Origin of the sequence: Bacillus sp. S2(2019) (genome assembly GCF_005144805.1) — a bacterium.
GTDB lineage: Bacteria > Bacillota > Bacilli > Bacillales > Bacillaceae > Bacillus > Bacillus altitudinis.
On the sequence record NZ_SWFL01000001.1, the window covers coordinates 1 to 13,426 of the forward strand.

Consider the following 13,426-nt stretch of genomic DNA (forward strand, 5'->3'; position numbering starts at 1 on the left):
TTGGTCCAGTGCTGCCCGTTGCCCCAGTAGGTCCGGTTGAACCTGTGATACCCGTGGCACCAGTAGCTCCAGTTGCACCCGTGATTCCAGTGGCACCAGTAGCTCCGGTTGAACCTGTGATACCCGTTGCCCCAGTAGGTCCGGTTGAACCTGTGATACCTGTAGCACCAGTAGGTCCGGTTGAACCTGTGATACCTGTAGCACCAGTAGGTCCGGTTGAACCTGTGATACCCGTGGCCCCAGTAGCTCCAGTTGAACCTGTAATTCCTGTAGCACCAGTAGCTCCAGTTGCACCCGTGATACCAGTGGCCCCAGTAGATCCGGTTGAACCTGTAATTCCTGTAGCACCAGTTGCCCCAGTCGGACCGGTTGAACCTGTGATACCCGTGGCCCCAGTCGGACCGGTTGAACCTGTGATACCCGTGGCACCAGTAGCTCCAGTTGAACCTGTGCTACCAGTGACCCCAGTCGGACCGGTTGAACCTGTGATACCTGTAGCACCAGTAGCTCCGGTAGTACCTGTGATACCTGTAGCACCAGTAGGTCCGGTTGAACCTGTGATACCTGTAGCACCAGTAGGTCCGGTTGAACCTGTGATACCCGTGGCACCAGTAGCTCCGGTTGAACCTGTGATACCTGTAGCACCAGTAGCTCCGGTTGAACCTGTAATTCCTGTAGCACCAGTCGGACCGGTTGAACCTGTGATACCCGTGGCACCAGTAGATCCAGTTGCACCCGTGATTCCAGTGGCACCAGTAGCTCCGGTTGAACCTGTGATACCCGTGGCCCCAGTAGCTCCAGTTGAACCTGTGCTACCAGTGACCCCAGTCGGACCGGTTGCACCTGTGATACCCGTGGCGCCAGTAGGTCCGGTTGAACCTGTGATACCTGTAGCACCAGTAGATCCAGTTGCACCTGTGATTCCCGTTGCCCCAGTAGGTCCGGTTGAACCAGTAATTCCTGTAGCTCCAGTGCTGCCCGTTACTCCAGTAGAACCTGGAGCACCAGATGCTGCCAAAAGCGTATAATCCGGGGACGTATCTGGCGTACCTAAAGGTGGAGCAGAGTTCACAATATACGTACCACCTTCATAAGTGACCACTTGACCGACTGAATACATTGATGCTCTTTCTGGATCATATGTTTCAATACCACTTAATCCTACCCCTGTAGGGCCAGTTGGGCCAGTTTTCCCAGAAGCCGCCAAAAGGGTATAGTCGGGGGAAAGTCCAGGTATTCCTGAGGGAGCATCTACCTTAGCAATATAAGTACTGCCATTATACGTGACAACTTGACCAGCCTCGTAATCTTGTGATTGTGAGGGGTTAAAAGGGAGGACACCGGTTAATCCGCCAGCAGGTCCGGTTGGTCCGGTAGGCCCAACCGGACCTGCTGGGCCTCTTCGTCCAACCCTTTGAATTATTTTTGATTGTTTTTCTCCTTTTGCACAAGACGGATCCCCTTGAGGTCTGTTTTGTTTTGAATGTTCTTGTTTAATAAAAGGACAGTCTCTTCTTTGAGGACGATCATGACGTGATCTTTTGTAATGAGGCTGCTCATGATATCTACCGCAAAAGGGACATTTGTGATCGAATTGATTGTACAAATTGCCCATCTCCTAAAATTGATATTTCATTCTATGTACGAATTTTTAAATCGGAAGTAAAACCTAGAAAATTCATCATTTCGAAAATCATCGAATCAAATCATTTAAAAGTTAAATCGTTTTATGTTATGGTGTTGAAAGAATGAAACTAGTATGATTTTTGAAAGAAATGGGGCATCATGTATGAGTCAATCAGTTTTACAACGTGCAGCATATTCCGTGTTAAATTTATCCTCTGTAACAGAAGGTGGCACAATCAAAGAGTCATTTGAACATAGTATGGATTTAGCAAAAAAAGCTGAGAAGTGGGGCTACCATCGATATTGGCTTGCGGAGCATCATAATATGGAAGGGGTTGCGAGTTCAGCAACATCCGTCTTAATTGGATATATTGCCGGAGGGACTGAAAAGATCCGGGTTGGTTCTGGGGGGATTATGCTTCCAAACCATTCTTCACTCGTTATTGCAGAACAATTTGGAACACTGGAGACTTTGTATCCAGGGAGAATTGATTTAGGTCTTGGCAGGGCACCAGGAACAGATCAGTTAACGGCAAGGGCACTTAGACGTAATCTTCATAATGGGGAGGATTTCCCTGAGCAGCTTGAAGAACTTCGGCAATATTTCAAACCGACTGGTCAGGTCAAAAAACATGTAAGAGCCGTTCCGGGAGAAGGATTGGATATACCAATTTGGCTTCTTGGTTCAAGTGGTTTTAGTGCAAGGCTTGCAGGAGAACTGGGACTGCCATTTGCCTTTGCGGCACATTTCTCCCCTAAAAATACCATTCCTGCTTTAGAATTATACAGACAGTCATTTCAACCTTCAGATGTGTTAAAAGAACCTTATGCGATGGTTGGTGTGACGGTTTTTGCTGCTGATCAAACAGAGCGGGCTGAATATTTGGCGACGTCTCATTATCAGCGCTTCTTGAGCCTCATTCGCAATACACCAGGAAAACTCAAAGCCCCTGTTGAAAGTATGGATGGGCTATGGAGTCCATATGAGAAGGCGATGGTGGACGAACAATTAAGTTCGACGATGATCGGGGATAAACAAAAGGTGAAAAAAGAGTTAGAAGCCTTTATTGAGGCGACTCAAGCAGATGAAGTCATGATTAATTCTGATATGTTTGACCATCAAGAAAGAATGCGTTCTTATGAAATCATTGCAGAGATATTTCAGGAGGAACAAGAAAAATAAGAATAAAAAAAGAACTGCCAAGAGCAGTTCTTTTTTATTTATGCTTTAGTAAACACGCGAAATGGTTGTCCAACTGGCAGTACTGTACGACCAAAATGTGTATTCAGCACAACAGCTGCAGAACCATAAAATGAAAGAAGAGAAATAATCAATTCTGCAATACCAGCCATCGTATGAGTCACATCGTACATCACACCAAACGAGCTTAGGGACAGGCCAATGAATAAGAAATCAATAAAGACGAAAATCAAAAACAATACTTTATGTGTTTCCATTGCACCGATCGTCATAAATAAGCTGAAAATCAAATAACCAATAAAAGCAAAACCTAGTTGTTTTGGGTCCGCAGCTCCCGCAAGCGTTTTCCCAAAAACGCCCGCTTGAATGAGCCAAGTGGTTCCAACGCCCATCCAAAAAAGACCGAATGCGCCGAAGGCAGTGGCTCCAAAAATATTATGATGCTTTGAATCTTGTATGGACGCAATCAGCTGCGCGATTCCTCCAAGGAAGATAGCCCAAGGTAAAATAAGGGATGTGCCATCTGTGATTCCTAGTTTTTGTGAAGACGCAACAAGCGTCACCATTGCTAAACCAAACAAACCAAGTGGTGTTGGGTCTGCGATTGATAATCGAATTGCTTGAACATTCTGTTTTTCCATAATGACCTCCTACAATTTGCACTTACAAAAGATACTCGAATTCGATAGAAACGTCAAGCTCTTTTTTAGTAGACACTTGCAACGTCTTCCAAATAAATCTATATTTAATACAATACATCATACATGTGATAGAAAAAGAGGGATGAGAATGAGTAAAGGCTTAGCTGGAAAGACCATTGCCATATGCGGAACAAGAAAAACAGAAGAAATGCGTACACTTGTTGAAAAGCAAGGAGGACAAGCTGTTATTCGTTCTCTTCAGGGCACTGTATTTTTAGCCAAAGAGGAATTGAAGCCAGGCATAGAAACCTTTGTAAAGAAGGGAGCTGACTGGGTCATTTTAACAACGGGTATCGGCACAGACACATTAATTGAAAGTGCACTAGAGCTGCAGCTTGGAGAAGCTTTTATGAACATTTTATCAAGTGCCCATATCGCTTCAAGAGGATACAAAACGTTTGCGGCTCTAAAAAAACACGGCATTCAGCCAGATGTTTCTGATGAAGATGGAACCGTTCGTGACCTCATTTCAAAGTTAGAAGACAAAGAACTTCAAGGTAAACGGGTCATGGTGCAGCTTCACGGCGAAAATGCACCAGCTCTCATTGATTTTTTACATCACAAGGGAGCAGACGTTTTGCAGCTCATGCCATATCAGCACACGCCCCCTGAACCAGAGGCGGCGGACACTTTGCTTCAAGAAATGAAAGAAGGGAAGGTCCATGCCGTTTGTTTTACAACCGCTGTTCAGGTTCATGCCTTTTTCAAACTAGCAGAAGAATGGGGCAAAAAAGAAGAACTGCAACTTCTATTCGAGCAGCATGTATTAGCTGTAGCTGTTGGAAAAGTCACAGCTGAAGCATTAAAAGAAGAGGGGATAAGCCGAATTCTAGCCCCTTCACTTGAAAGAATGGGTGCAATGATTATGGAATTATCTCAATATATGAAAAAACAATCGACGCACGCATAGAAAAAACGCCTTTCACATGACGAGTGAAAGGCGTTTTCGTTAGATTGTCCGTTTTCGATTTGTGCGAATTTTTTTCAAAACGAAATACAGTACGATGAGAACGATGGCAATGACCATAATTGGTGTTGTATACGTGTGAGCGACACTTTGAATGTGGTCCCATTTTGTCCCAAGCTGCATTCCAAGATAAATAAATAGGATGGACCAAGGGATGGCGGCTAATCCGGTCAAAAGAACAAATTTCAGAAATGGCATCTTTGCAATACCAGCTGGAATTGAGATCGCGTGGCGCACGACTGGTATAAATCGAGCTGTAAATACGACACCAGTTCCATATCGGTCAAACCAGCGTTCTGCCGTGGCAATATGATGCTCATGGATGAATAAATACTTCCCATACTTTGTTAAAAAAGGTCTTCCGCCGTAAAGGCCGATCCAGTAAATAAAGCACTGGGCAAGTGTTCCTCCAATCACCCCAGCGATGACGGCTCCAACAAATCCTATGCTGCCTGTTGACACCATATATCCGCCGTAGGCAAGTACAATTTCACTCGGGATAATTTCAATCATCAGTCCAAGTGCAACACCTGCGTAACCAAGGCTTGTCAGCCAGGTTAAAATTTCATTAAACAAGGTTCCCATTCATTTCACTCTGCCTTTAAATACGAATTTTCTTCAAGCATCCTTATAAGAGCCTATGCTTGTTTTGCTTCTCTCATGAGTATGCTTTGCATATATGCTAGCATGGCTGTCCGCATATCATGACGCATCAATCCAATTTCAGCCGCTGCCTTAAATGAGCCCAGCTTATCACCAACGTCAAATCTCATCCCATCTAATTGTTTTGCATAAATGGGTGATTCATGTGCAATGATTTTCAGCGCATCTGTCAGCTGGATTTCGTTCCCAGCACCTCTCTCGATTCCTTGTAGAATAGGAAAAATCGATGGTGTTAACAAATACCTGCCCATCACGGCAAAATCGGAAGGAGCTTCATGAATAGCTGGCTTTTCCACTAAGTCTGTGACTTCAAACACTTGACCGTCTACTCTAGCTGGTCTTATCATACCATACTTACTGACATCTAGACGATCCACTTGCTGGACGCCAATGACCTCTCTTTGTTTGTCTTCAAAGACTTCCATGAGCTGAGAAAGTGCAGGTCTTTCTGACACCATGACATCATCACCTAAAAGGACCGCAAAAGGATCATTGCCAGTAAAATGACGTGCACATAATACCGCATGTCCAAGACCTAAGGGCTCCTTTTGACGAATATAATGAATATTGGCCATATCCGCAATATGTTTGATTTCAGCCAGCTGTTCATTTTTTCCTTTTTCAAGCAACGTGTGTTCTAGCTCAATCGAACGGTCAAAGTGGTCTTCAATCGATTTTTTATTTCTTCCTGTGATAATTAGTATATCTTCAATGCCTGATTGAACAGCCTCCTCAACTATGTATTGAATGGCGGGTTTGTCGATAATCGGCAGCATTTCCTTTGGCTGTGCTTTCGTTGCGGGTAAAAAACGTGTGCCTAATCCAGCTGCTGGTATAACGGCTTTTTTGATATTCATTGAATCATCGCTCCATTTCTGATGGTTTATTTTCTGATGGAAACACCCATAGGCGGCTTCCAGTAAAAGTGATCATCATGCCAAGAAGGGTACCAATCGCTTTACTAATGAATAATGAGAAACCTGCTTGCTGCATGACATATAAGACAACATAGGTGAGAAGGCACGCTGCGCCGTTGACTGTGGCCCACTTGATCCATTCCCACTTGTCCGCTTTCTTTTTCACTTGGAACGTCCATTTTCGATTCCAAACATAACTGTTCAGCATTCCTGCGGTATAGGACAGGCACTGTGCAAGAAAAGAGGGGACAAAGCAAGCAGTTAAAAAAAAGAAGAACAGAAAGTCAATCATCGTATTGCTAGCGCCTACAGTTAAAAATGCGGCATAGGTCCGAATATTTTTCTTTGTCATGCGAAGGATCATCACCTCCTAGTGTTTGAGTGGGTGTATGAATACTGTACAAAAGCGAGTTGACGAATCAGTGAAGAAAAGATGAAAAAAACATGAACAAGCGATATCTGTTTTTTCACCAGCTCGTGATATAATTTGTAAGATGAAACGAACGGTGGTGCACATGCATGTATTTAACAATTGGAGAAACAGCTGAATACTTAGAAGTATCAGAAGCATATGTTGAAAAATTAATCCAGCAAAAAAAGGTTCGTTACGTATTTGACGGGAAATCGTATCTCATTTATCAAGGGCAGTTTCAAACCCATATGAAACAGCTAGAACAATATAAAGAGCTCATTCAAGACATCTTAAATGAACCAATCCCTGAGGACCCGGACGTAAAAGATGAAGATTAAAAAAGACTGTACGAGAAGGGAGAACCTTTTCATACAGTCTTTTTTATTGGCTGACACCCGTTTGGACAATGTTCATATGACAATTCACTTGAACATCTGTATCAGGGTAGAGTTTTTGCCATTTTTCTGGTGTCATGGCTTTATCTTTAGAGCGATACCTCAAACCAAGTCCGAGTGGATCAATTTTTTGCTTTTTAAAGGATTGAACAAGGTCTTTTCCTTGCTGGGCCACACGCTCCTCCACTTCTTTTTCAACATGCTGCAAGATAGAAGGCGTATCGATTTTTTTTGATTTCATAAATTCTTTTAACTCACCTTTCAGCTTGATATCAATGGTGATATGAGGCTTTTTTGAAAGGTTTTCAGTTGGTTTAATGTGATAAGACACATGTGATTTGATATTTTCAATGACAACATGGGTTTTCTTTGTGTCATTAAATCGAAACTCATAAATCCCATTTTTATGAGTTTCAATCATCGCTTTAAACGTAAACGTATCTTCCCCTGGAATATGCCCAACCATTTTTTCTTGATCAAAAAGAGCGACACCTGACACTTTAATAGAGTTGCTTGTATTTTTAATGTAAGGGAGATAAGCATCAACGCCTTTTGCCATCATCTGATTCATAAAAATATGCTGATTGGTCACAGGTTGATTGCCGTTTCGCATGTTTTGAGCCAGTAAATCTGAAAGATATACACCGATATTTAAGTTGGTTTGATTCATCTTTGTATACAACAAATCTTCAACTTCTCCGCCTACTATGGCAAATACTTGACGGGACCCAATGATCGGATCACGATAAATGTAATTCATCAAATCAATCATACCCACTTCTTTCGCCAGCTTTTCACTTATTAAAATCACGAGTACTTGTCCCATGACAACGGGGAAAGGCGATTTTTCCGACACAAGAAACTGAATATTACTAATGGTATTTGACTTAGCACTTACAATTTGATAACTTCCTTGTTCTTCGCTTTTAAAAACAGGGAAAACAAAGAAGCCCTTCATTTCTCCATCTTCCAATAAGTCAAATCCCGCCGCCTGCGAGATACTTAATTCATCTAAGAGACGAGGCTGTGCACAGCTCGTTAAGAAAAGGCTCAATAACATGAGACACACCAGAATATAATGTTTCATGTTCGTTTTTTCACCCACCTTTTTTTCAGCAGCAGCCCAATGATCATACATCCAATCAATCCATAGACGAGGATGTATCCGCTATATTCCACCCATTTATTAAATGTCTCAAATGAGGTAGCTCTAATAAAAAATGAAAACATGACGAGAATGAGAAGGCTGAGAACTATTAACGTGGTGCGCTGGCTCGTGTGAAACACTTGTTTTGCCATTCTGCTGGCTGCCCATAATGGAATGGCGATATTTGGAACGATAAGCAAAAGCCATAGCGACACTTCAATAAATTCAAAGCGCTGGATAAACGGAAGTTTGACAATGCTGGTTAATGTCAATGTTGGCCATTTCGTTAGTTTGAGCTGAGCACTTGAGTAGTACGCAATAGAGACGAGAAATACAAGCAAATTCAGGCATGTAGTTAGCAACACTCCCATATGTGCAAATTTTTGCGACGTTTGTGCCTTTTTAATAAAGGGATAATAGACAAGCAATGTTCCAAAACCAAACATGGATAAAGAGGCATCTTTGACCCCCATCATGAGTTGTGAAAATGAATGATCAAACATTGGGAACATAAACCGGATGTGACTATATTTCATGACATAAAAACAGATAAAGGTCATCCAGTACGTTAGGACAATGCTAAAGAATGCCCAACCGGCGATTGTTCTAAATCCGCCTGTGTGAATGTAATAGACGAGGATGAGCAGCACTGATGCAAATAAAAGACCAGGAATTTCTTTAAACAGCCAAACATGGATTACATCCATATAATGAACAAGCACAATCAAAGACAATGAAGAAAAATACAAAATGTAGAGAATGTTGATGAATTGTCCGAGCCATTTACCAAACACAGATTGCGTAATGTCACTAAATTCGTCAGAAGGTGCTTTTTTAAACAAAAAGTAAATGAGGAAGATCATCAAATTGACGCTTGCACCAGCAATTAAAATGGCGATCCACCCATCATTATTAATCGTCCGGACAAGATTCGTCTGGAAATTTAAAATACCAACACCTACTTGATTGGCATTGATCAGAAAAAACACAAAAAAAGGGGATACTTGAAATTTTTCTTTCACAGAAGAAGAGCTCATGCCTTCACTTCCTTATTCATAAAAATCATTTTTCCCCTTACGGCCTTGCTTTGGCTTTTGGCGGTGTATCGTTTCATTTTGCGGCCGTAAATTTTCTGGACGTTTTTTCAAAAAGCGGAGCTGGGGACGAATCAAACTACCCTTTAAATCGGCCAATCGAAGTGGAAAGATTGGCTCTAAGTAAGGTTGTCCTATAGACGTTAATTTCATTAAATGTGTAAGAAGAAAAGCCCCCATTAGCGAAATCCCTAGCGCTCCCCACACTTGTGCAGCAAAAAGGAATGGGAAACGTAAGAGACGAATGGTTGTCCCCATTTTATAAATAGGGGTGACAAAAGAGGCAAGAGCTGATAATGCGACTATAATGAGCAGGATATTACTTGTTAATCCCGCTGCAACCGCAGCCTGTCCGATCACAATACCTCCAACAATCCCGAGCGTCTGTCCGACTTTTGCAGGAAGGCGAGACCCGGCTTCCCTAAGCAGCTCAATCGATATCTCTAAAAATAATGCTTCAATAATAGGCGGAAAGGGAACGAGATAGCGTGATGCGACAATCGTTTCTAATAAGTCCTTAGGAATCAGTTCATAGTGAAACGTTAAAACAGCTACATACAAAGGAGTTGCAAAAATAGAAAAAATCACAGCAAAAATGCGTAACAGCCGAAAGGAGGATGCTGCGATCCAAGACATGTTATAGTCTTCCATTGTAGAAAAATACTCGAGTAAAATTGTAGGTGCAAGCAGGGTATGAGGCGAACCGTCAACCATAATGGCTATTTTTCCTTCCGTTAAACCTGAGGAAACCCTGTCTGGCCGTTCTGTATTTAAAAACAATGGAAAGATTGTATTGGACACATCATAAAGCATTTGCGCAAGATAATTAGAATCTAGAATTTGGTCATAGTCAACATCTTGAATCCGCTGAAGAACGGTTTCAATGTTCTGCGGGTTGGCGATATCCTCTATGTATACAACGGCTACTTTCGTTTGAGAAAGGGTACCAACTGTGTGTTCAACTACTTTAAGGTCAGGAGTGGGCAGCCTACGTCTCAGCAAGTTTAAGTTTGTATCCAGCCCTTCCACAAAGGCTTCCTGCGCACTGATAATCCCGAATTCAATCTCAGGTTGGCTCACTTGTCTGCCTTTCTTTTCTTCAATCGGCAAAAGGAGGACTTTGCCCCAATCTGTCTCAATCCGAACAGCAATACTGCCTCGATGAAGAGCTTCTTCCACTTTTTGAAGGTCCTTCGTAATCACAGCTTGTTCAATTGGGATGTGTTCTTTCAACTCTTCAAGGGTGGGTGTTAGATGCAATTGTTGAATAAAAGGCAAGATTTGTTCATGAAGGAGATTGCCATTAATTAAAGATCGAAAAAAAGAAATTCTGTAAAGAAAACCTCCGGAACTTGATAATTCATTGATAAAATCAGAAGAGCGCGATAATGCTTCAAATACTGAATTCGGGTCTTTCTGTTTTGATTTGTTTTTCTTCAGCACTTGAACCATCTCCTTCCGCGATTTGCCTCTATTATCCAACCGATCTTCTGAAGATATGCATAAAAAAAGCGTTCAGCTTCATGAACTGGACGCTTTTTTTCCATATTGAACGGCTTCTAATAAAAAGTCAGCCAGATGAATCGCTCTCATGCTAGGCATATGTCCTGCCTTTTTGACGCCTGCTGCCATTTGTAGTTGACAGCCTGGATTCGACGTCACAATGGCAGCTGCAGCTGTGTTGTTCGCTTCAGTCATTTTATGATCTAAAATTTGCATCGACATGTCTGGCTGCAAGATATTGTAGATTCCTGCAGATCCGCAGCAGCGGCCAGCATCTTTCATTTCTTTAAACGTTACCCCTTGAATGGCTTTCATGAGCACCCTCGGCGCCTGTTGTACATTCATCCCATTTCGTAAATGACAGGAGTCTTGATAGGTGATCACTTGCGCTGGCAAAGCCAGTGGCAAGTGGCGGTGAAATTCCAGCTCTACAAGGATGCTTGAAATATCGGTTATTTTCTGTGAGAAGGCTTTACTTCGTTTTTGAAAATCTGGGTCATCCTGAAGCAAATGACCGTAATCACTTAAAAAGGCGCCGCAGCCGCCCGCGTTCATGACAATCGCATCGGCATCTGTTTCCTCGAATGCTTCAATATTCCGCTTGGCTAACTGTTTTGCTTGGTCTTTTTCTCCGCTATGACCATGTAGCGCGCCGCAGCACGTTTGTATAGGAGGAACGATCACATCGCAGCCTGCCAGCTGTAAGAGATGAATGGTCGCTTTGTTTGTGTTTGAGAAAACTGTATCCATTAAACAGCCAGTAAAAAACGCCACCCGTTTTTTTGCCTGACCAATGGCTTTATATTCATTCAAACGTTTTTTCTTTTTCTTTTGAGGCGGCACCTTTGGAAGTGCCTGTTCCATCAACTGTAAATGGGAGGGAAGCACCTTCAGTATGCGCGTCTTTCTGGCGGCTGTTTGCAGACCAGATGTTTGATAAAATCGAAGAAAACTAGCAGCTTGTCGCATACGACTTTGTGACGGAAAGAGACCTTTAAACACAACACGTCTCATCAATTTGACGGGAAACGATTGTTTTTTATGTTGTTGAATAATGTCTCTTGCATCTTCTAGCAGCTGTCCATACTTGACGCCAGAAGGGCAGACTGGTTCACATGCACGGCAGCCAAGACAAAGATTAAGGGAATGTTCAACATCTTCATCTGGCTCAATGACGCCATCTCTTACAGCTTTCATTAACGCAATTCGGCCCCGAGGGGAGTGCGTTTCTTGTTGTCCAGATTCAATATAAGTAGGGCAGGAAGGGAGGCAGAATCCGCAGCGCATGCAATTAAGCAGCTCCTTTTCATCCATTTGCTCCTGAAACTGCTGCTGGATCTCTTTTTGCTTAGAAGAAGAACTCATGAGACCACCACTCGCTTTCTTGAGGCTTTTCCAAACACTTTATCTGGGTTCATGATATGTGCAGGGTCAAGTGCCTGTTTAATCGCCTTCATGGCAGCGATTCCTTCTTTTTTGACCTTCAGCTCCAAATAGGGCGCTTTCATAAGACCCACGCCATGTTCGCCTGTAATCGTGCCGCCAAGTGCAACGGCTTTTTCAAAAATGGCCTGAAAGGCAGCTTCTACCCGTTTCATTTCTTCTTCATTTCTTGCATCTGTCGCACAAGTGGGGTGTAAGTTGCCATCACCTGCATGACCAAACGTACAAATGTTCACCTTATACTTTCGTGCAATGTCTTCAATTGCACGAACCATATTGGCAATTTCAGACCGGGGAACGGTAGCATCTTCTAAAATCGTTGTAGGACTTAATCGAGCGAGGGCAGATAAAGCAGAGCGTCTCGCTGTTAAGAGAGCACTTGCCTCTTCTTCTGAATGTGCAATCTTGACGCTTGTAGCCCCGTGTTGCTCACAGACTTCTGCGATTTTTTGGATATCACGAGAAACAGCTTCAGGGTTGCCGTCCTGTTCAATTAATAACACAGCTTGAACGTCAGTAGGCAGGCCGATGTTCGCAAAATCTTCAACGACTTCAAGGGTCGGCTGATCCATAAATTCTAATGTAGCAGGAATGATACGCTCAGCAATGATGGCCGATACAGAAGTCGCAGCTTCTTCAAGGCTTTCGTATAAACAAAGCATTGTTTGTTTCGTTTCTGGGAGCGGTAGGAGCTTTAGCACCGCTTCTGTGACAATCCCGAGTGTTCCTTCTGAACCAACGAACAATCGAGTCATATCATATCCAGCGACATCTTTTGCAAGCTTTCCGCCTGTTTTGATGATGTCACCGTTTGGCAAAACCACTTCAAGCCCAAGGACATAATCCCTTGTCACTCCATACTTTAATCCCCGCAGTCCCCCTGAATTTTCGTTAATATTGCCGCCTAATGTGGAAATTTTCATAGAGCTTGGGTCTGGCGGGTAGAAAAGACCTTTTTCCTCTACTTGATGAATCAATTCCTGCGTAATTAAACCAGGCTGCACCGTTGCGGTTAAATTTTCTTCGTCTATTTCTAATAATTGATTCATTCTAGTAAAGAGAATTACCAATCCGCCCTGAGTAGGGCATGTTCCTGCGCAAAGATTCGTCCCTGAGCCTCTTGGGACGATCGGCACCTTGTATGAGGCGCACAGTTTCACAATTTGCTGCACTTCTTCAGCCGTGTGAGGCCGCACGATCGCATCTGGCATCTGTTGAAAATTTGGTGTCGCATCATAAGAGTAGGCAAGACGATCCGCCTTGCTGTCTTGGACATTGGGCGCACCGACAATCTCTTTTAATTGATTTGAAAATTCTGAATCTAGCATATACAATCACTCCCGCTCATTTAACAACT

12 protein-coding genes and 1 pseudogene are annotated in these 13,426 nt (G+C 42.9%); 3 read left to right on the forward strand and 10 right to left on the reverse strand.

The annotated features are described in order from the left end of the window. Positions 1-1,606: pseudogene (locus tag FBF75_RS00005) on the reverse strand (hypothetical protein); the annotation flags it as partial. A 183-nt stretch (positions 1,607-1,789) separates the two neighbouring features. On the opposite strand from FBF75_RS00005, the gene FBF75_RS00010 reads away from it, so the two are divergent. After that, a complete protein-coding gene (locus FBF75_RS00010) occupies positions 1,790-2,809 on the forward strand; it encodes an LLM class flavin-dependent oxidoreductase (RefSeq protein ID WP_008346608.1) in 1,020 nt (339 codons plus the stop codon). A 38-nt stretch (positions 2,810-2,847) separates the two neighbouring features. On the opposite strand, the gene FBF75_RS00015 is transcribed toward FBF75_RS00010, so the two are convergent. Continuing rightward, positions 2,848-3,468 carry an acetate uptake transporter gene (locus tag FBF75_RS00015; protein ID WP_007499188.1) on the reverse strand — a complete coding sequence of 207 codons (621 nt, stop codon included), beginning with the start codon at positions 3,466-3,468 and terminating at the stop codon, positions 2,848-2,850. A gap of 148 nt (positions 3,469-3,616) precedes the next feature. On the opposite strand from FBF75_RS00015, the gene FBF75_RS00020 reads away from it, so the two are divergent. Beyond that, complete coding sequence (locus FBF75_RS00020; protein WP_136944300.1) at positions 3,617-4,438, forward strand: uroporphyrinogen-III synthase; 822 nt, start codon at positions 3,617-3,619, stop codon at positions 4,436-4,438. 39 nt (positions 4,439-4,477) lie between these two features. Here FBF75_RS00020 and uptA read toward each other — a convergent pair whose 3' ends face one another. From uptA to FBF75_RS00035, 3 genes are read right to left on the reverse strand one after another with little or no spacing between them, the layout of a single operon-like run. Then, positions 4,478-5,080: an undecaprenyl phosphate transporter UptA gene (gene uptA, locus FBF75_RS00025; protein WP_007499192.1), complete on the reverse strand. Its 603-nt coding sequence runs from the start codon at positions 5,078-5,080 to the stop codon at positions 4,478-4,480. A gap of 53 nt (positions 5,081-5,133) precedes the next feature. Next, positions 5,134-6,015, reverse strand: coding sequence for a UTP--glucose-1-phosphate uridylyltransferase GalU (gene galU, locus FBF75_RS00030; protein WP_017367402.1), 882 nt, complete (start codon positions 6,013-6,015; stop codon positions 5,134-5,136). Between the two features lie 4 nt (positions 6,016-6,019). Continuing rightward, entirely contained in the window at positions 6,020-6,427 is a 408-nt protein-coding gene (locus tag FBF75_RS00035; RefSeq protein ID WP_025207470.1) for a GtrA family protein, read from the reverse strand. Between the two features lie 167 nt (positions 6,428-6,594). Here FBF75_RS00035 and FBF75_RS00040 point away from each other — a divergent pair, with 167 nt between their 5' ends. Next, positions 6,595-6,825, forward strand: coding sequence for an excisionase family DNA-binding protein (locus tag FBF75_RS00040; protein ID WP_136944301.1), 231 nt, complete (start codon positions 6,595-6,597; stop codon positions 6,823-6,825). A gap of 43 nt (positions 6,826-6,868) precedes the next feature. On the opposite strand, the gene FBF75_RS00045 is transcribed toward FBF75_RS00040, so the two are convergent. From FBF75_RS00045 to glcD, 5 genes are all read right to left on the reverse strand, one after another. Next, the gene (locus tag FBF75_RS00045; RefSeq protein ID WP_223255623.1) at positions 6,869-7,969 is read right to left on the reverse strand and encodes a Ger(x)C family spore germination protein; all 1,101 of its coding nucleotides are present in this window, start codon (positions 7,967-7,969) and stop codon (positions 6,869-6,871) included. Next, positions 7,966-9,066: a GerAB/ArcD/ProY family transporter gene (locus tag FBF75_RS00050; protein ID WP_017367399.1), complete on the reverse strand. Its 1,101-nt coding sequence runs from the start codon at positions 9,064-9,066 to the stop codon at positions 7,966-7,968. The genes FBF75_RS00045 and FBF75_RS00050 overlap by 4 nt, the downstream gene beginning before the upstream one ends. A 12-nt stretch (positions 9,067-9,078) precedes the next feature. After that, positions 9,079-10,566: a spore germination protein gene (locus tag FBF75_RS00055; RefSeq protein WP_136944302.1), complete on the reverse strand. Its 1,488-nt coding sequence runs from the start codon at positions 10,564-10,566 to the stop codon at positions 9,079-9,081. 78 nt (positions 10,567-10,644) lie between these two features. Continuing rightward, positions 10,645-11,991 (reverse strand): (Fe-S)-binding protein, encoded by a 1,347-nt coding sequence (locus FBF75_RS00060; RefSeq protein ID WP_019743947.1) that lies wholly within the window; start codon positions 11,989-11,991, stop codon positions 10,645-10,647. Further along, the gene (glcD, locus tag FBF75_RS00065; protein WP_019743948.1) at positions 11,988-13,397 is read right to left on the reverse strand and encodes a glycolate oxidase subunit GlcD; all 1,410 of its coding nucleotides are present in this window, start codon (positions 13,395-13,397) and stop codon (positions 11,988-11,990) included. Before glcD ends, FBF75_RS00060 begins: the two co-directional genes overlap by 4 nt. Between the last annotated feature and the right edge of the window lie 29 nt (positions 13,398-13,426).